The organism is Pseudomonas sp. GOM7 (genome assembly GCF_026723825.1).
GTDB lineage: Bacteria > Pseudomonadota > Gammaproteobacteria > Pseudomonadales > Pseudomonadaceae > Aquipseudomonas.
In genome coordinates, this window is record NZ_CP113519.1 from 1,358,877 (window position 1) to 1,382,611 (window position 23,735).

Annotated in this window: 19 protein-coding genes and 2 pseudogenes; 11 read left to right on the forward strand and 10 right to left on the reverse strand. The window is 63.8% G+C overall.

All coding sequences use genetic code 11. The features are described 5' to 3' along the window. The first annotated feature begins 45 nt into the window (after positions 1-45). The 3 genes from OU800_RS06120 to OU800_RS06130 all read left to right on the forward strand — a co-directional run bounded on the left by OU800_RS06120 (position 46) and on the right by OU800_RS06130 (position 3,210). Positions 46-948: a class II glutamine amidotransferase gene (locus OU800_RS06120; protein ID WP_268182010.1), complete on the forward strand. Its 903-nt coding sequence runs from the start codon at positions 46-48 to the stop codon at positions 946-948. Positions 949-1,108: 160 nt separating this feature from the next. Then, entirely contained in the window at positions 1,109-1,792 is a 684-nt protein-coding gene (locus OU800_RS06125; protein ID WP_268182012.1) for a protein glxC, read from the forward strand. Between the two features lie 92 nt (positions 1,793-1,884). Beyond that, a complete protein-coding gene (locus OU800_RS06130) occupies positions 1,885-3,210 on the forward strand; it encodes an FMN-binding glutamate synthase family protein (protein ID WP_268182014.1) in 1,326 nt (441 codons plus the stop codon). Positions 3,211-3,377: 167 nt separating this feature from the next. Here the strand turns inward: OU800_RS06130 and OU800_RS06135 are convergent, their stop codons facing one another. Beyond that, positions 3,378-3,698 carry a hypothetical protein gene (locus OU800_RS06135; RefSeq protein WP_268182016.1) on the reverse strand — a complete coding sequence of 107 codons (321 nt, stop codon included), beginning with the start codon at positions 3,696-3,698 and terminating at the stop codon, positions 3,378-3,380. A gap of 337 nt (positions 3,699-4,035) precedes the next feature. On the opposite strand from OU800_RS06135, the gene OU800_RS06140 reads away from it, so the two are divergent. Beyond that, positions 4,036-5,295 (forward strand): MFS transporter, encoded by a 1,260-nt coding sequence (locus OU800_RS06140; RefSeq protein WP_268182017.1) that lies wholly within the window; start codon positions 4,036-4,038, stop codon positions 5,293-5,295. On the opposite strand, the gene OU800_RS06145 is transcribed toward OU800_RS06140, so the two are convergent. The 4 genes and pseudogenes from OU800_RS06145 to OU800_RS06155 all read right to left on the reverse strand — a co-directional run bounded on the left by OU800_RS06145 (position 5,292) and on the right by OU800_RS06155 (position 9,443). Beyond that, positions 5,292-5,744, reverse strand: a complete 453-nt coding sequence (locus OU800_RS06145; protein WP_268182019.1) for a GNAT family N-acetyltransferase — start codon at positions 5,742-5,744, stop codon at positions 5,292-5,294. The two genes, OU800_RS06140 and OU800_RS06145, sit on opposite strands and share 4 nt — an antisense overlap. Positions 5,745-5,816: 72 nt before the next feature. After that, positions 5,817-6,683 carry a methyl-accepting chemotaxis protein gene (locus OU800_RS24220; RefSeq protein ID WP_442964763.1) on the reverse strand — a complete coding sequence of 289 codons (867 nt, stop codon included), beginning with the start codon at positions 6,681-6,683 and terminating at the stop codon, positions 5,817-5,819. Between the two features lie 42 nt (positions 6,684-6,725). Next, positions 6,726-7,784 (reverse strand): annotated as a pseudogene (locus OU800_RS24225) (nitrate- and nitrite sensing domain-containing protein); the annotation flags it as partial. Between the two features lie 456 nt (positions 7,785-8,240). After that, the gene (locus OU800_RS06155) at positions 8,241-9,443 is read right to left on the reverse strand and encodes a GGDEF domain-containing protein (protein WP_268182021.1); all 1,203 of its coding nucleotides are present in this window, start codon (positions 9,441-9,443) and stop codon (positions 8,241-8,243) included. A gap of 417 nt (positions 9,444-9,860) precedes the next feature. Here OU800_RS06155 and OU800_RS06160 point away from each other — a divergent pair, with 417 nt between their 5' ends. The 7 genes from OU800_RS06160 to OU800_RS06190 all read left to right on the forward strand — a co-directional run bounded on the left by OU800_RS06160 (position 9,861) and on the right by OU800_RS06190 (position 16,469). Next, positions 9,861-11,165, forward strand: coding sequence for an ammonium transporter (locus OU800_RS06160; protein ID WP_268182024.1), 1,305 nt, complete (start codon positions 9,861-9,863; stop codon positions 11,163-11,165). 352 nt (positions 11,166-11,517) lie between these two features. After that, complete coding sequence (locus OU800_RS06165) at positions 11,518-12,063, forward strand: dimethylamine monooxygenase subunit DmmA family protein (RefSeq protein WP_268182026.1); 546 nt, start codon at positions 11,518-11,520, stop codon at positions 12,061-12,063. Further along, positions 12,060-13,004 (forward strand): PDR/VanB family oxidoreductase, encoded by a 945-nt coding sequence (locus tag OU800_RS06170; protein ID WP_268182028.1) that lies wholly within the window; start codon positions 12,060-12,062, stop codon positions 13,002-13,004. The genes OU800_RS06165 and OU800_RS06170 overlap by 4 nt, the downstream gene beginning before the upstream one ends. A gap of 58 nt (positions 13,005-13,062) precedes the next feature. After that, on the forward strand, positions 13,063-14,091 hold the full coding sequence (locus OU800_RS06175) for a heme-dependent oxidative N-demethylase family protein (protein ID WP_268182030.1): 1,029 nt from the start codon (positions 13,063-13,065) through the stop codon (positions 14,089-14,091). Between the two features lie 103 nt (positions 14,092-14,194). Continuing rightward, positions 14,195-15,325, forward strand: coding sequence for an aminomethyltransferase family protein (locus OU800_RS06180; protein WP_268182032.1), 1,131 nt, complete (start codon positions 14,195-14,197; stop codon positions 15,323-15,325). A 105-nt stretch (positions 15,326-15,430) separates the two neighbouring features. Further along, positions 15,431-15,772, forward strand: a complete 342-nt coding sequence (locus tag OU800_RS06185; RefSeq protein ID WP_268182034.1) for a DMT family transporter — start codon at positions 15,431-15,433, stop codon at positions 15,770-15,772. Between the two features lie 10 nt (positions 15,773-15,782). Beyond that, the gene (locus tag OU800_RS06190; RefSeq protein WP_268182035.1) at positions 15,783-16,469 is read left to right on the forward strand and encodes a type 1 glutamine amidotransferase; all 687 of its coding nucleotides are present in this window, start codon (positions 15,783-15,785) and stop codon (positions 16,467-16,469) included. Between the two features lie 37 nt (positions 16,470-16,506). Here the strand turns inward: OU800_RS06190 and OU800_RS06195 are convergent, their stop codons facing one another. From OU800_RS06195 to OU800_RS24115, 5 genes and pseudogenes are all read right to left on the reverse strand, one after another. Then, entirely contained in the window at positions 16,507-18,162 is a 1,656-nt protein-coding gene (locus tag OU800_RS06195; protein ID WP_268184217.1) for a methyl-accepting chemotaxis protein, read from the reverse strand. Positions 18,163-18,740: 578 nt separating this feature from the next. Next, positions 18,741-20,534, reverse strand: coding sequence for a methyl-accepting chemotaxis protein (locus OU800_RS06200; RefSeq protein WP_268182036.1), 1,794 nt, complete (start codon positions 20,532-20,534; stop codon positions 18,741-18,743). Between the two features lie 135 nt (positions 20,535-20,669). After that, positions 20,670-20,849 carry a hypothetical protein gene (locus OU800_RS06205; RefSeq protein ID WP_268182038.1) on the reverse strand — a complete coding sequence of 60 codons (180 nt, stop codon included), beginning with the start codon at positions 20,847-20,849 and terminating at the stop codon, positions 20,670-20,672. Positions 20,850-20,908: 59 nt separating this feature from the next. Further along, on the reverse strand, positions 20,909-22,276 hold the full coding sequence (locus OU800_RS06210) for an ammonium transporter (RefSeq protein WP_268182040.1): 1,368 nt from the start codon (positions 22,274-22,276) through the stop codon (positions 20,909-20,911). 259 nt (positions 22,277-22,535) lie between these two features. Further along, positions 22,536-23,507 (reverse strand): annotated as a pseudogene (locus tag OU800_RS24115) (methyl-accepting chemotaxis protein); the annotation flags it as partial. Between the last annotated feature and the right edge of the window lie 228 nt (positions 23,508-23,735).

Here is a 23,735-nt window from a genome sequence, read left to right on the forward strand (position 1 = left end):
GCCGCTTGAGGCTTGCAGCTACCGAACGCAGTGAGGACTGCTCTTATGTGTGGAATCGTAGGTTTGTATCTGAAGAATCCGGCGCTGGAAAGCCAGCTCGGCGCACTCTTCGAGCCCATGTTGCTGGCCATGACCGACCGTGGCCCGGACAGCGCCGGCTTCGCCATCTACGGCGACGAGGTGAGCGACGGCTGGATCAAGCTGACCCTGCAAAGCACCAGCGCCGGCTATGACTTCAAGGCCCTGATGGGCGAGCTGGAGGGGCGTCTGGGCTGCTCGCTGGACTGGTTCCAGAACGCCAGCGCCGCCGTGCTCAAGACCAATGCTGACGAGGCGGACGTGCGCGCCGTGCTCGCCGAACTGGCACCGAGCGTGCGTGTGATGAGCGTCGGCCAGAGCATCGAGATCCTCAAGGGTATGGGCCTGCCCAAGGAAATCGCCGAGCGCTTCTCGCTGGCCAGGATGAAGGGTAGCCACATCATCGGCCACACCCGCATGGCCACCGAGAGCGCGGTGACCATGGAGGGCAGCCACCCGTTCTCCACCGGCCAGGATCTGTGCCTGGTGCACAACGGCTCGCTGTCCAACCACTTCCGTCTGCGCCAGGAACTGCGCCGCCACGGCATCGAGTTCGAGACCGAGAACGACACCGAGGTGGCCGCCGGCTACCTGACCTGGCGCCTGCGCCAGGGCGATTCGCTCAAGGAAGCGCTCGACCATTCGCTGGAGGATCTCGACGGCTTCTTCACCTTCGCCATCGGCACTCGTGATGGCTTCGCGGTGATCCGCGACCCCATCGCCTGCAAGCCGGCGATCCTCGCCGAGACCGACGACTACGTGGCCATGGCCTCCGAATACCAGGCGTTGTCGACCCTGCCGGGTATCGACAAGGCCAAGGTGTGGGAGCCGGAGCCGGCCACCATGTACATCTGGGAACGCAGCGCTTGAGTCGCTCCAGGCCTGCTGCGCACACCGATTGCTGCGTCAGATCCTCGCGATCCGCTCGCCGTACTACTCGTACTGTCTCGCGGATCGCTGCGGTTCTTCCTTGCCCACGGTGCGCTCGCGACGGCCTGAATTCGACTTTCTAATTTTGGGAGACACGCACATGAAAACCATCGACCTTTCCAGCGCCACCGTGCGCGACCTGAATCAGGCGCTGCACGAGCAGGCCAAGACCCTCACCGAGCGCGAGTGGGTGGTGAGCAACCCGGGCGGCAAGCACAACCTCGCTGTGGGCCTGAACGAAGCGCTGAGCGTGGAGATCGACGGCCACGCCGGCTACTACTGCGCCGGCATGAACCAGAAGGCCAGCGTCACCGTGCATGGCAACGTCGGTGTCGGCGTGGCCGAGAACATGATGAGCGGCATGGTGCGCATCAAGGGCAGCGCCTCGCAGTCGGCCGGCGCTACCGCCCATGGCGGCTTGCTGGTGATCGAGGGCGACGCTGGCGCGCGCTGTGGCATCTCGATGAAGGGTGTAGACATCGTGGTCGGCGGCAATATCGGCCATATGAGCTGCTTCATGGGCCAGGCCGGACGTTTGGTGGTGTGCGGCGATGCCGGCGATGCGCTGGGCGATTCGCTCTACGAGACGCGCATCTACGTCAAGGGCAGGGTCAAGTCGCTGGGTTCGGATTGCATCGAGAAGGAGATGCGCCCCGAGCACTTGGAAGAACTGGCCGAACTGCTCAACCGCGCCGGCTTCGACGAAAATCCGGCCAGCTTCAAGCGTTACGGCTCGGCCCGCCAGTTGTACAACTTCAAGGTGGACAACGCCTCGGCGTACTGATCCCGCAGCGTCCGGTGCGCGCAGCGCACCCTACCGATTACCGAGGCCCGTAGGGTGCGCTATGCGCACCATCGCCCGAAGAGGAATTTGCAATGAGCGAAAAAATCACCCCGGTGCTGCGCGAGTCCGCCACCTTCGACCGCCTGACCATCCAGGAAATCCAGCGTGCCGCCGAGACCGGCATCTATGACATCCGCGGCGGTGGCACCAAGCGCAAGCTGCCGCACTTCGATGACCTGCTGCTGCTCGGCGCCTCCATGTCGCGCTACCCGCTGGAAGGCTATCGGGAGAAATGTGGCACCGACGTGGTGCTCGGCACCCGCTTCGCCAAGAAGCCGATTCACCTGAAGATTCCGGTGACCATCGCCGGCATGAGCTTCGGCGCGCTGTCGGCCCAGGCCAAGGAAGCCCTCGGCCGTGGCGCCAGCATCGCCGGCACCAGCACCACCACCGGCGACGGCGGCATGACCCCGGAAGAACGCGGCCAGTCGCAGCATCTGGTCTACCAGTACCTGCCATCGCGCTACGGCATGAACCCGGACGACCTGCGCAAGGCCGATGCCATCGAGATCGTCCTCGGCCAGGGCGCCAAACCGGGCGGCGGCGGCATGCTGCTGGGCATGAAGGTCACCGAGCGCGTGGCCGGTATGCGCACCCTGCCGATCGGCGTCGACCAGCGCAGCGCCTGTCGCCACCCGGACTGGACCGGCCCGGACGACCTGGCGATCAAGATCGCCGAGCTGCGCGAGATCACCGACTGGGAAAAACCCATCTACGTGAAGATCGGCGCCAGTCGCCCGTACTACGACGTCAAGCTGGCGGTGAAGTCCGGTGCTGACGTGATCGTCCTCGACGGCATGCAGGGCGGTACTGCCGCGACCCAGGAAGTGTTCATCGAGCACGTCGGCATCCCCATTCTCTCGGCCATACCGCAGGCCGTGCAGGCCTTGCAGGAGATGGACATGCACCGCAAGGTGCAACTGATCGTCTCCGGCGGCATCCGCACCGGCGCTGACGTGGCCAAGGCCATGGCCATGGGCGCGGATGCCGTGGCCATTGGCACCGCTGCGCTGATTGCCCTCGGTGACAACCACCCACGCCTTGACGAGGAGCTGAAGGCCATCGGTTCGGCTGCCGGCTACTACGACGACTGGCAGAACGGTCGCGACCCAGCCGGTATCACCACCCAGGATCCGGAACTGTCCAAGCGTCTCGATCCGGTCGCCGCCGGTCGTCGCCTGGCCAACTACCTGCGGGTGCTGGTGCTGGAGGCGCAGACCATGGCGCGCGCCTGTGGCAAGTCGCACCTGCACAACCTTGATCCCGAGGATCTGGTGGCCCTCACCGTGGAGGCCGCCGCCATGGCCCGCGTGCCGCTGGCCGGCACCAACTGGGTACCGGGGCAACTGCAGTACTGAGCCGCTCAGCAAGATGAAAAAGGGCCGCAACGCTTGGCGTTGCGGCCCTTTTTCGTCAGTGCGTCAGTCAGCCGTTGCTCACCGTAGCGGCAAAGGTTCGCCGTCTGCTGGCCAATCGCTGCCATCGAGCGGCGGATCCATGCCGTTATGCGCACAGCTTGGGTCGCTCAGGCCTGTGCTGCGATGTTGCTCTTCTGGAACTTCATCAGAGCGTCGAGCGCGCGTTGCAGGCCGGCGATGCTGTTGGTTTCGTTACGCGAGCGTGCGCCTTCCATGCTCGCCTTGATGTGCTCGAAGACGTTCATTGGCACATCGCCGTTTTCCAGCGGTAGCCCGTCATAGTCGACCTTGAGCAAGGGCGACGAACCCATGAAACCCAGCAGCGAGGTGGTGTCGTCGAGCGTGAGGTCACCGCTGTGGATCAGGCCGTTCACCGTTTCGAGCAACTCGTTGCGTGACATATGGGTGAAGTCGTACTTCTTGCTCACATCGCTTTCGCCGGTTGTGGCGGAAGCCGACTTGCCGGCTGCTGCCTGCAACTTTTCCGCGAGGATGCTGGCGAACGAGCTCGACTGGCCGCCACTTCTGTTGGCGTGAGTTTGCGTACTTTGGCTACTGAAGAGGTTCGTGGCTCCAGTTTCGACTTTCATGTTGCCTCCCAGGCAGGTCGTGTCGGATCAACGCTGAGCAAATTCGGTGCCGTTCGTCTGGCTTGCTGGGCGATCACGCAAAATTCGCGGCAGGCACGGCACTGCAGTGGGGGATTCGACTCTATGGATGATTCCTTACCGCTTCGTCCAACTCCTGCCATGCGAGCGTCTTCAATTGGATAACAACCATCACGACCGGCGTAATGCCCTCTCTCTGGACTGGCTGAATTTCTTCCTCGCCGATGTGCGCGACGGCCTGGGGCCATACCTGGCGATTTACCTGTTGGCCGTGCACAACTGGGAGCCGGCCAGCATCGGTCTGGTGATGAGCCTGGCCGGTGTCAGCGCGCTGCTGATGCAGACTCCGGCCGGTGCCCTGGTCGACAGAACGAAGGCGAAAAGGGCAGTTGTGGCTGCCGCCGCGCTGGTGGTGACCGGCAGTTGCCTGCTGTTGCCTTGGCTGACCAGCTTCGGCTGGGTGGCCGTGACCCAGACCATCAGCGCCATCGCTGGTTCGGTGTTCGCCCCGGCCATCGCCGCGATTTCCCTGGGCATCACCGGGCCGCGTGCTTTCACCGGCCGCATCGGGCGCAACGAGAGCTTCAACCATGCCGGCAATGCCTTTGCCGCGCTGCTGGCCGGCGGTTTTGCCTATCTGTTCGGCCCGGTGGCGGTGTTCTATCTGATGGCGGTGATGACGGTCGGCAGCATCATCGCCGTCAGCCGAGTGTCGGCCAGCGCCATCGACCATGACGTTGCGCGTGGTTTCGTGCCGGCCTTGCCCCACGAGCAGGCCTCCGGCTGGCGCGTGCTACTGGGCAACCGGCCATTGCTGATATTCGCATTGTGCTGCGCGCTGTTTCACCTGGCCAACGCTGCCATGCTGCCGCTGGTCAGCCAGAAGCTGTCGGAGGTCAATATGCAGATGGCCACGCCGCTGACCTCCGCCTGCATCGTCGCGGCGCAACTGGTGATGGTGCCGATGGCCATGCTGGTGGGGCTCAAGGCTGATCGTTGGGGGCGCAAGCCGCTATTGCTGGCAGGCTTTCTGATCCTGCCGCTGCGCGGTGCGCTCTATACCCTGTCCGATGATCCCTACTGGCTGGTGGCCGTGCAGTTGCTCGACGGCATCGGCGCCGGCCTGTTCGGCGCGCTGTTGCCCATCGTGGTCAAGGATCTGACCCAGGGCACCGGGCGTTTCAACGTCAGCCTGGGCGCGCTGTCGACGGCGTTCGGCCTCGGCGCCGCGCTGAGTCCCGGCTTGGCCGGGTTGGTGGTGCAGGGCGCCGGCTACGATGCGGCGTTCCTGACCCTGGCCGGTATCGCCGCGCTGGCTTTCCTGCTGCTGTGGCTGGCCATGCCGGAAACCCGTGGGGCGAGAGCCATAGCCGACCAGGTGGAGCCCGCTGTGGTTCCAGGCGAGGCCCTCGGCTAGCCGAGCTGGCGGGCCATGATCAGAATGCGCTCGTCGCCTTCGAGCACTTCCCGTTGCAGCACGAAGCCAAGGTGCCGGTAGAAGCCCTGGGCGGTCAACGAGGCGGGCACGCGCAACTCGGTGATGCCTTGCGCGCGGGCGAGCCGTTCGAGCGCGGCCATTAGCGCTTGGCCGACGCCCTGGCCTTGCGCGCTCGGGGTGACGAAGACGGATCTGACCACATGCCCATCCAGGCTGGCGGTGCCGAGCAATTGCCGCGCCTGCTCGGCGACCAGCACCCGACGCGTAGCGATCAGTTGCGCGACGCGCTCGGCGGTGAAGTTCTTCTCCACCTGGGCGATCACGTGCGCGGCGTAATCCCTGGCGTTGCTGATGCGCAGGGTTTCGACTATCACCCGGCTGATTGCTGGAGCATCGTCTGGCTGTGCGGCGCGTATCTCGACGCTCATGGTCTGGCTCGATCCTGAAGGCGATGAATCGCAGAGGCTGCCGGCTCGTCGAGAGCCGGCAGCGAATGCCTGTCAGCCTACCTTGAAGCGCCCCACCAACTGCTGCTGATGATCGGCCAGGCTGGCCAGCTCGCGGCTGGTCACGGCGGTCTGTTCGGCGGCGGCGCTGACCTGGATGACCAGGTCGTTGATGTCGTTGACGTTGCGGTTGATCTCTTCCGACACCAGGCTCTGCTCCTCGGCGGCAGAGGCCACCTGGATGTTGCGGTCGCTGATGCTGGCGATGCCGTCGGCGATCTGCACCAGCAGTTCGCCGGCCTTGACCACGTTGCCGGCGCTGGCCTGCGCCTTGTCGAGGGTTTCCTGCATGGAGCTGGCAGCGCGATCCGAGCCACTCTGCAGGTTGCTGATCATCTGCTGGATGCTGACGGTGGAGTCCTGGGTCTTCTGCGCCAGTTGCCGTACTTCGTCGGCGACCACGGCAAAACCTCGGCCTTGTTCGCCGGCACGGGCCGCTTCGATGGCTGCGTTCAGGGCCAGCAGGTTGGTCTGTTCGGCAACGCCACGGATAACGTCGAGCACCGAGGAGATGGCATCGCTCTCTTTCTTCAGCTCGACGATGATCCGTGCGGTCTGCTCGGCCTGGGTCGACAGGGCCTGCACCAGGCGCACGGTGTTCTCGATCTCGCGCTTGCCCTGCAAGGTATCGTCGTTGACCTGGCGCGACATCTCGGCCGCTTCGGTGGTGCTGCGGGCCACGTCTCTGACCGTGGCGCTCATCTCGTTGATGGCGGTGGCCACCTGATCGGTGCCCTGGCGCTGCTGGGCCACGTTCTGGCTGGTCTGCAGGGCCGCAGTCGAGGACTCTTCGGCAGCGGTGGCCACCTGTGCGGCGGTACCGCCGATTTCCTGGATCACGTCCTTGATCTGCTGCGCCATGTTGTCGAGGTTATGGGCGATCACACCGAACTCGTCGCGGCCATCGTAATGGGTATGGGCAGTGAGGTCGCGTTTCGACAAGGCGACCAGGGTGTCGTTGAGGTCGCTGACGGCCGATCTGATATTGCGGATGATCAGGTAGGCCAGCAGCACCACTGCAGCCAGTACCCCGAGTATGGCGCCGATGGTCAGCCACAGGCTGCGTGCGGCTTCCTCATAGGCGTGCGTGGCGAGAGCGCCGACGCTCTGGCTCAGCGCGTTTTCCACCTGCACCATGAGGTCGATGCGCGCGGTGGAGAGCTTGAACCAGTCTGCTGGTTTGACGTTCAGCGCTTCACCCAGGGGCGTTTCCAGTGCCGTGCTGCGCATACCGATGGCGGCCTGCGCGTCGGGTTGCTGCAGGGCCTCGTCGAGCTGGCGCTTGAGCTCCGCTGCCGCCCTGCGCTGGAAAGCATCCTGATAGGCCATGAACTCGCCGATGTTGTGGCTCAGGCGTGAGAGCAGCTCGGCATCGATCTGGTTGCGGCTGTAGGCCAGTCCCAGCAAGGCGCGTTCGCGGCCGGCACGCTCCTTCATTTCCACGAACTGGTTGAGTGCGCCGAGGGCGCGCAGGATCTGCGGCTCGCTGACACTGGCCTCCAGCGACTGGGTGTAGCCGATCAGTGCTTTGATCAGCGCGGTATAGCGGGCGCCGGATTCGCTATTGTCGATCGACTGACCATCGACCTGCTGGCGCAAGGCACCGATCGCAGCGAGGTCTTTCATGACCTGTTCCAGGCCTTCGCTGGCATCTGCCGGTAGCCCTTGCATCTGCTTGGCTGCAGCATCGCTGTCGAGGCGAAACTGCTTCAGCGCGTCGGCCATGGCTGTCCCTTTGCTGCCCAGGAACACGCCGCTGGCACCGCGCTCGCGCTGCAGGGCGGTAACCACGTTGCTGATTTTCTGCGCGGTCTCGATGGCGAGCACGGTATGTTTCATCTCGCTCAGCGTCTGGTATTTGCCGGCGAGGTACACGGCAGAGAAGGCCAGGAAGCCGAACAAGGGAAATATGAGTATGAGCAGGAGTTTCACGCTCAACGGGGCATTCTTGACCATCTTCATGAACCTATCATCTGGATTGAGGTGTAGCGGGCGAGCGTAGGGCGACTAGCGCAGGCCAAGGGCTCGCGGCCATGCGGGGCGTGTGCGCCTTTGCCAGGGGAAGTGTTGCTGTGCTGGGTTGCATCTGCTTTCGACATGGGGTCATCGGTCGTCCTGACGTGCGCCTGGTTCAGGCGCCTCCCGAGGCGCGGGTGCGTTCTCGAGTCTCTCGTATGAACAGCTCATCGTGCGCTGAGCGGGTTTCTTTAGCGAAGCCTGCCCAGCGGTTTGGCAGACAACAATCGTGCAAAGGTCGAATGAGCCGGTCGCTCCAGGGCGAGGCATCCGTTCCGATTGCCGACATGCTCAAGGGAAAGCTTAGACAGAATCGCCCAGTGTGCCTTGACGAGGGGCAATGAAGCGTCGTTCTGCCGTAAATCTCAGGAGGCCTTCGGGCATCTGTGTCGCGCGCTGAACTCAGCCGACCTGAGCCTCCGCCGGTACCTGCACGCAGACACGGTTGCGCCCCTGTTGCTTGGCCCGGTAGAGCAAGTGGTCGCACTGTGCGAAGAGATCTTCAACCTGTTGTACATCAGGTGAGTGAGTGGGGCAGGCGCCGATGCTGATGGTCAGGTGCATCAGGGCGTCGGGGCGGTGTAGATGCTCGATGGCGAGGTTGGCCACCTGCTCGCGCAAGCGCTCGGCCAGGGCGAGGAGTTCCTCGGCATTGGCTATCTGCAGGAGGACGACGAACTCTTCGCCACCGTAGCGGAACACCTCGCCCTGGCCATGGCGCAGGCTGGCACTGATGCAGCCGGCGACCTGGCGCAGGCTCTGATCGCCGATCTGATGGCCATAGTGATCGTTGAAGGGCTTGAAGAAGTCGATGTCCAGCAACAGCAGGGAGAAGGGGCGACCGTTGCATTGCATCTGCTGCCAGTGCTGCGCCAGAGTGCGATCGAAGGCACGGCGGTTGCCTACGCCGGTCAGCGCATCGGTATTGGCCAGCTCCGCCAGGCGCAGGTTGAGCGAAGCCAGTTCGTCGCGCTGGCGCTGTTTTTCCTGATCTTCGAGAAAGGCTCGGCGCACGCCGTTGATGTTGGTCCAACTGATGAACAGGCTGAACAGCAGCACCGGCAGGTAGGCGATGCTGAACACCAGCACCGGCTTGCTCTGGCCGTCATGCAACAGCCACAGGTTATACAGAATGATCGCCGAGATGGCGCTTGAGCAGGCCAGGATGCCCCGGAAGCTGTAGCGTGCACCGAGGTTGGCGAGGATGATGAAGACCACCGAGGCGTAGACGAAGGTGGGCACGTCGGGTGAGCTGCTGCGCTTGAGCAGCTCGAACCAGGCGATGGTGGAGATGATGTCGTGGATCGGCATCAGCATGTCCATCAGCAGCACCTTGCGGATGCGCCAGAACACCAGATAGATGTTGAACAGGCCGATGAGACTCAGGCCGCTGCGCAGCAGCAGGGACTCCAGCGCCATGTCGGGAATCAGCAGGGCATCGGCGAAGACGTACAGGTCATAGGCGAACATGGCGATGAAATTGATCGCCAGCAGGAAGCGGCCATGCTGCTGGACGACGTAGCGCTCGTACGCTGTCCGCTGCCGGGGCGGTATCGCACGACCCGTTTGCCTGACGGACACGCTGCCTGGCTCGAAGGCGCTCATCGTGGCGGATTCCTGTTTTTCTTCATGACACGTTCTGGTGAAGGCAATTGTATTCCGATGCCGAAATGATGGCGCTTTGATGCTTGCTTGCAATGATGCGCCATTATTACGCCGCTACTCCCGCATGGCGAGGGGGCAGCATTTTTTACAGGTCTGAACCGCCGTTTTCGTTTCCTGCACCAAGACGGTGAGGCTTGTTGCTAGCGAATCTCCGAGTGAGTCAGTGTGCCTTGCTCAACCTTATGATTTTGTTTCACTTATTTTATTTGTAATTGGGTGTTTCCAATTGGCAAGAGGATTGCTATGCCTGTGGGGAAATAAAAATTCCTGTCAGGATATGTTGTCCGGCAGGGTCTCGCATGCCGATGCCGCGCGATAGGTCGCGCTGGACGGCTCCCTGATTGGAGGCTGTAGTCGATGATCCGTAGTCGTGTTGCGTTGGGGGTTATTCCGTTGTTGGGCAGTGCCGTCGCGCAGGCGGCCGAGACGCCCGTGATCAACAGTGGCGATACGGCGTTCGTGGCGCTCTGCTCGCTGGTGGTGTTGCTGATGACGCTGCCTGGCCTGGCGCTGTTCTATGGCGGCATGGCGCGTGGCAAGAACGTGCTGTCGATCCTCATGCAGGTGTTTTGCACCGCATCGCTGATGTCGGTGCTCTTCGCCATCTATGGCTACAGCCTGTGCTTCACCGACGGGGGGGCCTGGCAGTCGCTGATCGGCGGGCTGGACAAGCTGTTCCTCAAGGGCGTGGGCACCGACTCTGTGGTCGGCACCATTCCTGAATACCTGTACTTCCTGTTCATGCTGCTGTTCGCCGCGATCACCCCGGCGATCATCGTCGGCGCCTTCGCCGAGCGCATGAAGTTCTCGGCGGTGATGCTGTTCATGGCGGTCTGGCTGACGCTCAACTACATCCCCATGGCACACATGGCCTGGGGCGGTGGCTGGGTGTTCAACCTCGGCGTGCAGGATTTCGCCGGTGGCAACGTGGTGCACCTGAACGTGGGTATCGCCTCGCTGGTCGGCGCCTGGCTGATTGGTCGGCGGCGTGACTACGGCACGTCGGCGGTGGCCCCGCACAACATGACCATGACCTTCATCGGCGGCGGCCTGCTGTGGGTCGGCTGGCTCGGCTTCTGCGCCGGTTGCGCCCTGGCGGCCAGTGGTTTCGCCATGCTGGTGATGGTCAACACCATGCTGGCTAGCTGCGCCGGGGCACTGGCCTGGATGCTGATCGAGGGCGTGCACCGTGGCAAACCGAGCCTGTTCGGTGCGGTGTCCGGGGCCATCGCCGGGCTGGTGGCGATCACCCCGGCCTGTGGCTACGTCGGCCCCATGGGCGCCATCGTGCTGGGTCTGATCGCTGCGCCGGTGTGCGTCTGGGCGGTGGAGAAACTCAAGCCCGCCATGGGCCTGGACGATGCCTTCGACGTGTTCTGCGTGCATGGTGTGGCCGGTATCCTCGGTGGTTTGCTGACCCCGGTGTTCGCCCTGAGCGAATTGGGCGGGCAGGGTTTTACTGGCGAGCGTGGGCTGTTCGATCAATTGCAGGTCAACGCTGGCGTACTGCTGTTCAGCATCCTCTTCTCGGCACTGACCAGTTGGCTGGCATTCAAGATCGCGGCGCTGTTCTGCGGGGGGCTGCGCGTGGATGAAGAGCAGGAGATCGACGGTCTGGATCTCGCCGCGCATGGCGAGGTGGGCTACAAGTACTCCAGTTGACCTTGCCCGGGGCTGTTGCCGTTTCGTGCGGCAACAGGCCCTGAAGAACGACGCCGGCGCATGGGGCCGGCGTTGTCGTTTCTGCGTGGCGCCTGCTGTGGCCACCTTTTCTTCACCCTTCAAGTCCCGTTTTCAAAAAACGTCCCCATGCGCCGCAGTGGCGCGCATTGCCCCGCCCTTGTGCAGCGTTCGCCAGCCTGCAGTGGGGCTGATCGGGTCTGCCCCAGCGCTGGCGCGGGGTGACGGAAATGGCACAGTCCATGCTTTCTTGTTGAGAACAAAAAGTTCTCCAAGGGAATTTTCTCTGGAGGCAAACCGACCATCGCCTTGCTCTCACCCGGGAGGATTTCCGATGACAGCATCCAGTACCGAACCCCTGTTCAGTACCCCACGTTATGCCAGCGAGGCGTCCAGGCAGCCGGCCAGCCGCCGGATCGTGGTGGCACAGCAGGCGAACCTGGCCGCCAGGTTGCTCGACCACCCGACACCGACGCTGCTGCTGTGCCTGGGCGAGACGCTGCCAGGCAGTGTCGAGCAGGAAAGTCTGCCCAGCAGCGAAGCGCTGTACCTGCGTTTGCAGATGCTGCTGGAGCAGGCCCAGGCCGGCACCCGGCTGTATGTCTGTGGCGATGAAAGCTTTCTCTGGCACATCCACAGCCTGGCGCGGCAGGCCGGCCTGCTCGGTGACGAGATCGAGCTGTTCAAACGCGGCACACGGCGCCGCCTGTATTGCGTGCACTGCGGGCATTTCCAGGACATCGGCAACGAAGGCGAGTGCACCTGTGGCCAGTGCCGGGTCAGGCTGTTCGTGCGCGAACATTTCTCCCAGCGCCTTGGCGCCTACATGGGCGTGTGCCTCGACCCGGACAACCCCCTTGCGCCGGAGGTGCGGCCATGAGCGCGATGATCGAGGTGCAGGTCACCGAGGTGCGTCAACTGACCCCGGTGGTGCGCGAGTTCAGCTTCCGCGCTGTCGACGGCACGCTGCCGGGCTTTTCCTGTGGCAGCCACGTGCAGGTGATATTGCCCACCGGGGGGCGCACGCTGCGCAATGCCTATTCGCTGTTGGGCGACCCGCGCGACAGTGGTGTGTACCGCATCGCCGTGCGCCTGCAGGAGGCCTCGCGTGGCGGTTCGCGCTACCTGCACGAGCAGGTCAGGGTGGGCGATCGTCTGCAGATCGGCGCGCCAAGCAACCTGTTCGCCCTGCATTCGCAGGCCCGCCATCACATTCTGGTGGCCGGTGGCATCGGCATCACCCCCTTCATGGCCTATCTGGCTGAGCTCGAGGCGCAAGGCGCTTCGTTTGAACTGCACTACGCCTACCGCAGCGGCCTGACCGACGCCTACGCCAGCGAGCTGCGCGAGCGCCTGGGCGAGCGCTTCCATGGCTACGACGCCGCTACCGGCGAGCGCCTGGACTGCACCAGCCTGTTCGCAGGCAAGCCGCTTGGCAGTCACCTCTACGTCTGTGGGCCGCAGCGCCTGCTCGACGAGCTCAAGGTGCTGGCCGCCGCTCATGGCTGGTCGGCCGGGCGCCTGCACTGGGAAGCCTTCGCCGCGCCCGAGCCGGGCCAGCCGTTCACCGTCGAGCTGGCGCGCAGTGGCCAGCGCCTGCAGGTGCCGGGCGACCACAGCCTGCTCGAAGCGCTGGAGGCGGCGGGAGTGGAGGTGCCCAACCTGTGCCGGGGCGGGGTGTGCGGGCAATGCACCACGCGCTACCTGAGCGGTGAGGTGGAGCACCGCGATCACTACCTGGACGAGCAACAGCGCGGCGCAGCGCTGATGCCCTGTGTTTCCCGTGGCGGCTGCTCCGGCACGCTGCTGCTCGATCTCTAGGGGCACATGCCCCAACGCTTGCTCATGGTGCGCATAGCGCACCCTACAGGAGAGAGTCATGCCCGTCGTGATGAAACCGCTGGAAACCTACCGGGACGATTTCACCTTCAGCAACAGCCCGCAGGCCATCGCCCGTTTTCCCTTCCCGTTTCCCGAGGACAGCTACATGTACTCGGTCAACCTCGAACCGGCCACGCCGCGCGAGCCGGGTTCGGTGTTCGAGCACTGGTTCGATATCGACGAGCACTACGTCTCGGAGATGGCCGAGCGTGCCTGCGTGCTGGAGAAGGACCCGGAGCGCTGCCTGGTGATGCCGCACATGGCCCAGGCCGCCTGGGACACCCTGGAAATGCTGATGGAGCACCTGGCCGCTGACTACCCCGAGCATTTCGCCCTGGAGCGAGACGGTGATCAGTGGCTGTGGATCAACCGCCCGCTGGGCATCGAGCAGCGTTTCACCTTTGGTGATGCCAGCACCCTGCCGTTCGAGCCACTGGAGTACATCACCCGCCAGGTGCAGGGCGACTTCGCCGTGCTCGACCAGCGCGACGGCGATCTGTTCATGGACGCCGGCATGGTCACCTGCCCGGCGGACTGGTCGATCAAGTTCGACGCCGGCATGAGCTTCAAGCAGTGGCACGCGCCGGTGCCGGGCGTGGCGCATCAGCTCGGCGTGTTCGACCGCGCGCTGAAGTACCTGCTGAACATCCAGGTTGGCCAGCCGGTGCGCCGCCTGAACTGGACCATGACCATCAACCCGCGCCTGGATACCTCCTCGGAAACCTTCCACCAATGGGGCCATGAGCGCGGCCTGGTGACGCCGGAGAACGTCGCCCGCCTGGTGCACCTGCGCGTCGAGCTGCAGTTCATGCCGCGCCTGCCACGCAGCAATGCGCTGCTGTTCGGCATCCGCACCTACCTGATCAGCCTCGAGGAACTGGCCAGCAACCCGGCCTGGGCCTGCCGCCTGCACCGCGTATTGCGCGACCTGCCGGACGAGATCGCCGACTACAAGGGCCTGACCCGCTACCGGCAGACCGTGGTGGACTGGCTGCGCCAGTTCGACCCCCAGGCCCACGCCGCCTGAGCGTCTCCGAGTTTCCTCTACCCAGCCCCTCTCCCACAGGTGGAAGAGGGGAGACAGAACCCTGCCTGCGCAGGCTCAACGACGAACAACAGGAGAAACTGACATGGCCAATTCCTGGCGTATTTCCGCCCTTGCCGAGCGTCACCGTGCACTGGGTTCCAAGCTCGAGGACTGGAGCGGCATGGGCACCGCCTGGACCTATGCCAGCGACCTGGCCGACGAGCACGAGGCGATTCGCACCCGGGCCGGGCTGATGGACGTGTCCGGGCTGAAGAAGGTGCACTATGTCGGCCCGCATGCCGAGAGCCTGCTGGATCAGGCCACCACCCGCGACATTTCCAAGGTCTACCCGGGCAAGAGCGTCTACGCCTGCATGCTCAACGAGGCTGGCAAGTTCGTCGATGACTGCATCGTCTACCGCACTGGCCCCAACGCCTTCATGGTGGTGCACGGCTCTGGCAGCGGCCACGAGATGCTGGTGCGTTCGGCCCAGGGCCGGCAGGTGGCAGTGCTGTTCGACGACGACCTGCACGACCTGTCGCTGCAAGGCCCGCTGGCGGTGGACTTTCTCGCCGAGCACGTGCCGGGCATTCGCGAACTGCCGTACTTCCATCACCTGCAGACCAGGCTGTTCGAGCGCCCGGTGATGATCTCGCGCACCGGCTACACCGGCGAACGCGGCTACGAGATCTTCTGCAAGGCCGCCGACGCGCCAGCCATCTGGGACAGCATCCTGGAGAAGGGCAAGGGCCTGGGCATCATCCCCTGTGCCTTCACCGCGCTGGACTGGCTGCGGGTGGAGAGCTACTTGCTGTTCTTCCCCTACGACAACTCGGAGATGTACCCCTTTGCCGATCAGCCGGCCGGCGACACGCTCTGGGAGCTGGGTCTGGACTTCACGGTGTCGCCAGGCAAGCAGGGCTTCCGTGGGGCCAACGAACATTACCGCCTGCAGGGCAAGGAACGCTTCAAGATCTTCGGCGTGCTGCTCGAAGGCGACAAGGCTGCCGAGGCCGGCGACACCCTGTGGGCCGATGGCAAGCAGGTGGGGGTGATCACCTGCGCCATGTACTCGCGGTTGTCCGGCAAATCCATGGCCATCGCGCGTATGGAGGTGCCCTATGCCGAGCAGGGCGCAGCGCTGGAAGTCAAAGGCAGCCTGACGGTCAACGCCATCGCCCATACCCTGCCGTTCGATGACCCGGAGAAGAAGAAACGTACGGCCAAGGGCTGAGTGTCAGATCCTGCGACCGGGAGTCGTCGCGGGTAAGGAGTTCCTGGGGCAAGGGAACAGGGCCATAAGGATGTGGCCCGATTTGCCTCGAATTGGGGGGGCGTCATGGCCTGGTTGAACGGTTGGGGGTTTCTGCTGCTGGCCGGTATCTGCGAGGTGTTCTATGCCTCGATCATCCCGCGTACCGACGGTTTCACACGGCTGTGGCCGAGCCTGTACTGCGCGTTTTTCCTGGCGCTGAGCATCTACCTGCTGAGCTTGTCTGTTCGCGTGCTGCCGCTCGGGCTGGCCTATGCGGTGTGGGTCGGTATCGGCACCCTCGGCACGGTAGCCTACGGCGCACTGTTTCTCGGCGAAAGCCTGAACCTGCTGCGCAGCCTGTGCCTGCTGATGATCATTGGCGGCATCGTCGGCCTCAAGCTATTCACGCCTGATCCCCTGACCTGAGGAGCCGTCCATGCATGTGCAGGTATTGCAGCACGTACCCTTCGAGGATGTCGGCAGCATGGCCGACTGGTTCCAGGTGCGGGGCGCCGAATTGCACTACACCCGTTTCTTCGAGGCGGATGCGCGCTTGCCCGACCCAGGTCGCTGCGACCTGATCGTCGCCATGGGCGGGCCGATGAGCGTCAACGACGAAGCAGAGCTGCCCTGGCTGATCGAAGAGAAGGCTTTCCTGAGGCAGGCCATCGAGGCAGGTGTGCCGGTGCTCGGCATCTGCCTGGGCGCGCAGTTGATTGCCACTGCACTGGGGGCCCGCGTGCAGCCCAACGCGCTGGCGGAGATCGGCTGGTTCCCGGTGTGGCGGGCCGAATCGGTTGGCGAGGGCTGCTTCGTCTTTCCCGACCGTATCGAGTTGCTGCACTGGCACGGGGAAACCTACGCCCTGCCCGAGGGCGCCAGACTGCTGGCCTCCAGCGAGGCGTGCCGGCACCAGGCGTTCCAGATCGGACGTCGGGTGATCGGCCTGCAATGTCACCCGGAGATGACCCCGCAGATCGTCGCCGACCTGCTGAACGAATGCGCCGACGAACTCAGGCCGGGCCCCTGGGTACAGACTCCCGAGCAACTGGCAGCAGAACCAAGGCGCTATGTGCCGGGCAACGCGCTGATGGCGCGGCTGCTGGATTACCTGCTGGGCTGAGCGCTGCGCGGCCTGATGAGCCGCGCAGCTGAGTTGCTCACAGACGGAAGTGAGCGATGTTGCCGCGCAGGGCTTCGCTGGTGCGTGCCAGGCTCTCGCTCTCCTGCTGCGCATGCTGGAAGGCGTCGGCGGATTGCTCCGTGCTGTCGCGTACCGAGACAATGCCACGGCTGATCTCTTCGGCCACTGCACTCTGCTGCTCGGCCGCCGTGGCGATCTGCTGGTTCATGCCATTGATACGCTCGATCATGCTGACGATGCGGGCCACCGCCTCACCGGCTTCGGAAACCCCGGAAACCGATTGCGAACTGGAGCTCTGGCAGCGCTCCATGTAGCGCGCGGTTTCGTCGGCGATGCGTTGCAGGTTGGCGATCAGCCCCTCGATCTCGGTGGTGGCCTCCTGGGTGCGCCGGGCCAGGCTGCGCACTTCATCGGCAACCACGGCAAATCCACGGCCGGCCTCGCCGGCACGGGCTGCTTCGATGGCGGCGTTGAGCGCCAGCAGGTTGGTCTGATCGGCCACCGACTTGATCACGTCGAGCACGCTGCCAATGTTGCTGCTTTCGGTCTTCAGACGTCCCATGGCCTCGCTGGAGCTGTCGATCACCTGGGCCAGTTCGCTGATCAGGCTCACCGCATGGCCGGCCTTCTGCTGACTTTGCGCGGCGGCCTGGTCGGCCTCGCTGGCGGCCTGCGCGGCGGACTCGGCATTGCGTGCCACGTCCTGCACGGTCGCCGCCATTTCGTGCACGGCGGTGACGATCTGCTCCACTTCGCGCTGAGCTTGAGCCACGCTTTCGGCGTTGCGCAGGCTCGACTCGCTCAGCTCCTGGCTGGAATGGGCCACGGTGCGCGAGGAGCTGTCGATGTCCTGGGTCACCTGGCGCAGGTTCTGCTGCATGCGCTGCAGCGCAGCGAGCACGCTGTTCTCGGCGCTGTTCAGGCTTTTTTCCATCGTGCGCAGGTCGCCTTCGGCCACGCGTTGGGCGATCTGGTTGAGGTCGCTCGGCTCGGCGCCCAGTGCGCGCAGCAGGTAACGGCTGATCAGATGGCCCAGCAGGGCGGCGAGCAGGAAGCTGATGACGGTGATGGCGATGAGGATGTTGCGTTGTTGCAGCGCGTGCGCCTCGTTCGCCAGAACGTGCTGTTTGCCTTGCTCGATAGCGTGCTCGAGGTATTGCTCGATGGTGCCGGTCAACTCCTCGAGCAAGGGGGTGCACTGCTCCTTGACCATGCGTTTCGCTTCGACATCCTCACCATTGAACAGGTGCTCGGCAATTTCATGGGCGACCTTGCTATAGCGTGCCTCTAGCTGTTCGATGCGGGAAAACAACTCACGCCCTGGGCTCGACACGTCGCTGTGCGTGGTCATCGCCTGGCGCAGGGCTGCGAGCTTGTCGACGACATCCTTTTCGTGCCGAGCGATGAAGTCACGCTTTGCCCCACGCTCGGCCGGTTCGCTGTTGAGTGCCAGATTACGCAGTGCGACAGCCCTGTCCTTGACGGCATTGCTGAGCTGGTTGGCCAGCCGTGTACGGGTTTCGATCCCGTTGATGTAGTCGGCGAAGTCCCTGTCCGCTGCTGTGATGTTGTAGAACGAGACGCCCGCTATCAGCAGCAGCAGTGCCAGGAGGCAGCCATAGCTGGCATACAGTAGCGTTCGGATGGAAAAGCGAGTGTTCTGGGACGACATAAGGGCACCTGCCATGAACATGTTTCTTATGGGCGGATTGTTCTGATGCACGCAAGAACAAGGGCCGCAGCCTATTCATGCATCCTGCGTCCATCCGCACGCCCTCGAGCGGGGCTGTCGTGTGAAGTGAGGCTCCTGGATCGATCGCCAGGCGATCGGTCGCGTTCGTTGGCATGGCCTTGAACGCGGAGTAAGAAATGGAGTTGGGAGTCCGGGGCAAAAGGCAGGAGGGCTCTGAGGTTCGTATGGCTGTGCGCCAATCGAACTCGGGCTTTCCTGACATGCCGCTTTCCAAGTAAGCGGTCATCCTTGAAATCGAGTCTAGAACAGATATCGCAATGGCGCTTCGCTACTTTTGTATAGCGATATGCCATCCTCATTGAACATGCTGTGCAAGATGTTACCGAGCGGTGCAGGTGGGCGCCCGAAGGTGTGTATGCAGGCCAGGAGATCAAGCCTGGGTAACATGCCACCGCCATGGCATGGCAGCCGCTGGTGGCGTCTGCGCAGAGGCTGAGGCCCACCGCTGGCTTGTTGGCGGGCCTTTCGACGAAGCGGACATGGCCCTGATGAGGTCATCAGGCACGGGCCAGGCTGCGTGCATCATGAATGCCAGCGGCGAAGCGCCATTGGCTGTCGTCATAGACCTTGCCCAACCAGCGTTGCACCAATTCGCGATAGGCCGGTTGTTTACGGTAGTGGGCGATGAACTGGTCGATGCTGCTCAGCAGCGCGGCATTGCTCGGCTGATTGGCCACGGCGGCGGAGTAGTACCACAGACTGGGGCTGAGGTTACCTGGCAGGATCTCCAGGCGCCCGCGCCAGGGGCTGCGTTCGCCCTGGCAGGCCCAGTGGTAGATCGGCAGATCGACGGCGAAAGCGTCCACCGTGCCGTTGGCCAGACATTCATGGATCAGGCTCTGGTCGCTGTAGGCCAACAGATTGGCCAGTTCGACCTTGCCGCCCGGTTTGAGCCGGTTGGCCTGCCAGCGCAGGCCACGTTCTTCCAGGGTGGCCATGGCGGCTGGGTCGTTGATGCAGCCGAGCACCTTGTCGGCCAGATCCTCGACGCCCTGGATGCGCGTGTCGCCGGCGCGCTTGGCCAGCACATAAGGCAGGAACACGTAGGGCATGGAGAAGGCCACTCGGTCATAGCCGGGCATCGGTGGCATGGCGCTCCATACCAGGTCAGCCTCGCTCTCGCGGCGTTGGGCACCGGCCTCCAGCAGTTGCAGGCAGCGATCCCAGGGGTGTTCGATGAAGCGGCACTTGACCCCCAGCCAGCGCGCGAAGGCCCGCGCCAGTTCGGCATCCAGCCCTTGTAGTTCGGCACCTGGCTCGCTGCGGAAGGACAGACCCTTGAAAGCGGGTTCGATGGCCACGCGCAGTTCGCCGCGGGCGCGGATGTCGGCCAGGCGATCGTAGTCTGGGTCGAGTTGCAGGCGCTCCTCGTGCAGCAGGCGTTGCAGGCCTTGCTTGGGCTGCGTGCTGGCGTATACCGAGCTGAGGTCGCTGAGCAGGGCGCGGCTCCAGTTGCTGCGCCCGCGCAGTTGCGCATCGGTACTCATGCCGAGTTGCACGCCGGCGGCGATGACGCGATTGTTGCCCTCTATCTCATCGAGGCGCCCAGCCATCTGGCCGAACAGGTCATGCAGGCTGCTCAACGAAGTGCCGACCTGGCCGCTGAGCTGTTGTAGCTGCGCCTCGGCACTTTCGAGCAGGGTCGCCAGGCGTGCGCTGAGTTGCGACATGTCGATCTGCTCGAAGGCCTGGCGGGTGTTGGCCTGGGTGCGCAAGGCCAGGTCGCGAATTTCCGTGGCGACCACGGCGAAGCCACGCCCGGCATCGCCAGCGTGCGCCGCTTCGATGGCGGCATTGATCGACAGCAGTTGCACGGTGCGGCCGATCTCGTCGATGGCGCGGATCACCTGATGCGAGGCACTGGTGCGCTCCTCGATGGCTTGTTGCAGTTCGGCGAACTGGCTGGCGAAGAACCGTTGGGTATTGTCCAGCTCGCAGGCCAGCTTGCCGCGCAGTTCATCGGCGCTTTGGCTGCTGTGCTGAAGAAAGCCACGGGTATGGTCGAGGTAGGTCAGTTGCTCGCCACTGCGTGCGGCAATCTCGCCCAGGTTGTTTTCGCTCTGCTCGATGGCCTGCAGGGTGTGTCGTTGCAGCGCTTCGAGACGCCCACAAAGCAGGCCGAGGGCGCGCCCGTCGCTGACGGGTGGGTCGCTCAGGCCGCGTTCGAGGCAACTCCGCAAGCGTTCGGGCAAGCTGCTATCGTCCTGCGCGAGGGCCGTTTCGATATCACCAGCGAGCAAGGCTCGCTGCCAGTCCGACAGAGTGGGGGCGGGGGGCTTGAACCAGGCCATGGACTACTTCCTCGATGTCCCAGGGCCAGGTCGTATTCGACCTGGGCGCTGTTGCATAAAGAGCGTTGCGCAGTGTGCATGCCCGGCAGGCGCAACGCCTGGAAGGGCCGGCGGCCCTTGCCGCCGGCAGTGGGCTTACTTGAGTTTGGGTAGCTTTTCGTCCGGCAGGGCGTAGCTGTGCTTTTCGTGGATCATGGTGGCGATCAGCGCATAGAGGCTGACGCCCGCCACCAGCAGGCTGATGACCATCAGGATGGTCGGCTTGTCGGCGAAGGTGAATACGGCGCTGGCGCCTTCGTAAGTGGTGATGCTCATGGCGATGCTCCTTTGCTTCGGGTTGACCCACCGCTTGATGACGGCGGGGCGCTCGTTGGTCAGGCGGGTTTGGTTTCGCCAACCAGCGCTGCCGGCTCACTGCCGCCGACGCTGTTGCTCTGGCCGTACATTGATGACCATTCCGGGTAGGCCTGGGCCGGTACTTCGGTCAGATCCAGACCACGCTCCTCGGCATGCGCCGGTACGCGCAGCAGGTCGGCTTTCTTCAGGGCATAGGAAATCAGGTAGCCCGGCACGAAGCCCAGCGCTGCCATGACCAGGGCGCCGCCCAGTTGGCCGAGGAAGCTGATCTCCGGCATGCCGTTCACGTTCGGGTAGCCGGCCAGGAAGATGCCGCTGATGACGATGCCGGCGAAACCGCCGAAGCCATGCACGGCGAAGGCGCCGACGGCGTCGTCGAGGCGGAACTTGAGCAGCAAGTTGTTGACCAGCGGCGCAGTGGCGGATACGCCCATGCCGATCAGATAAGCCAGGCCGGGGTGGTAGAGATCCAGGCCCGGCGCGACCGAGATGATGCCTACCAGACCGCCGGACATCATCCAGAACGGCTCGCGGGTGGTCAGGTAGGCGCCGATCAGGCCGCCGGCGAAGCCCATCAGGGTGTTGAAGGCGAAGGCCGAGAGGTTGGTGGGAGCACCGTAGATGTTGATCCACTGCGCGCCCGAGTTGTAGATGATGCAACCACCGAGGAAGCCGAAGAAGCCGACGATGATCATCATCAGACCGACCACGCTCATCGGCATGCTGTGGCCGACGATGGCGTTGGCACTGCCGTCGGCGTTGAAGCGGCCGATACGCGCGCCGAGGTTGATCACCACCGCCAGGGTGAAGAAGCCGGCGATCATGTGCACGCAGCCGGCGGCGCCGACGTCATGGAAGCCCCATTTGACGGTGAGCCAGCCTTGCGGGTGCCAGCCCCAGGACGCCGCCACCAGCCAGAGGAAGCCGCCGAGGAAGATGGTCATGATGATGAAGGCGCTCATCCGTGTACGTTCGATCAGCGCACCGGAGAGGATCGAGCCGGTGGTGGCGGCGAACATGGCGAAGGCGGCCCAGAAAATGCCGGTGGCGTTATCGCTGATGTTCGGCCCCATGGACTGGCTCCACGGCATGCCGGCGAGGATGGCGTCCATGCGCGGCACGATGCCGTCCGGAAAGCCGTTGTAGACCGCCCAGCCGAGCAGGAACACGCTGGGGACGATGAAGCCGAAGGCGAGGATGTTCTTCACGCCAGCGGCCAGCGCGTTCTTCAGGCGCGACGCGCCGATTTCGTAGGACAGGAAACCGGCGTGAATCATGATCATCAGGGCGACACACCACCAGTAGAATATTTCCATATTCAGGGTGTTGGTCATCTCTATCAGAGCTTGTAGCTCCTCCAGAGTGGGTATCTTCTGCTCTTCCATCTTTCAATCCTCGATGCTGTTCTTGGAATGTCTGTCGGTCTTGGCAGTGGGACTTCAGGTAGATGCCGTTCAGGTCGTTATTTATCTGTAGTTATAAAAAGTTCCCTGTGTGAATAGGCAATCCTTGTGCCAGAAGTCCATCTGCTGGCACGGCCCTGTGGCCGCGCGTCTCGGAAACATCTGGTTTAAAAATGCCCTCTTTGTGTTCATCGAGTGGGCACCACGCCTGAAAATGGGTCGTGCCTCAGGGGTTCTTCTGCAACATGCTTTGAATCTGCTGCACCGACTCCTGGGTGCGTCGTGCCAGGTTGCGCACCTCGTCGGCGACCACGGCGAAACCACGGCCTTGCTCGCCGGCGCGGGCGGCCTCGATGGCGGCGTTGAGGGCCAGTAGGTTGGTTTGCTCGGCGATGCCCTTGATCACCCCGGCGACCTGAGCGATCTGCCCATAGGTGGCCTGGATGCTCGCCTGTTCGCGTTCCTGCAGGCTGGCGGCGGCCTTCTCGTCGCTGATCTCGCGCACCGCGCCGGTGACGTAAAGCAGCTTGCCCTGGGCATCGCGCAGGCAGCGGCCACGCTCGCGAAACCAGACTTCGCCACGGCGCTTGTGGCGCATGCGGTATTCCACGGCGTAGAAACCATCGCCGCTCTTGTCCACCATCGAGGCGTTGAAGGCCTGCATCACCGCCTTGAGGTCATCCGGGTTGACCACCTGGAAGTAACTGTCCCAACCATCGGGAAACTCGGCGTGGCTGTAGCCGATCAGCTCGCGGAACTGCTCGGACCAGCGGATCAGGTTCTGTGGGTGGTCGGGGTCGCCGTCCACCACGTTCATCGCCCAGCAACCTTCGGTCAGGGTGCGCTTGGTCAGCTCCCAGACCTGGCGCTCCTCCTCCCAATGCGCCTGTTCGGCCGCCAAACTATGGTTCTGTGCCTGGCTGGCGCGCAGCTCATCTGCGAGCTGCGCGCATTGTCGTTCGGTCAGGGTCAGGCGCTGTTGCAGCGCGGCATATTCTGCGGCAGTACAGGGGACTGGCGGCTGTTGCTCACTGTGCTGGCGAATACGCTGCAGTTCCTCCCAGTCACGCTGCAGGCGCTCCAGGCTGCCGAGCAACTGCGGCTGTCGCTGCAGGTGCGGGCGTTCGTTGGCTGGCTGGCGCTGGCTGAGCAGGTGTTCGAGCCATTGGTTGAGTTCGCTGACCAGGTTTCCGGTGGTATTGCTGAACCACATCGGCCGATCCTCCTTGGACGTTGACTAGGGCACTGCTTGCTTGCCTAGCAATTCCTTGTCCAATTCCGCTCGGTGCCCTCCACGCGGGTGCGCCGTGCGCACCGAACGCCGTTGCAGTGAAGCGTCCGTGGTGCGCGTAGCGCACCCTACAGTGCGGTCGGTGCCTTCACGCGTAGGGTGCGCTGTGCGCACCGAACGCCGTTGCAGCGAAGTGTTCATGGTGCGCGT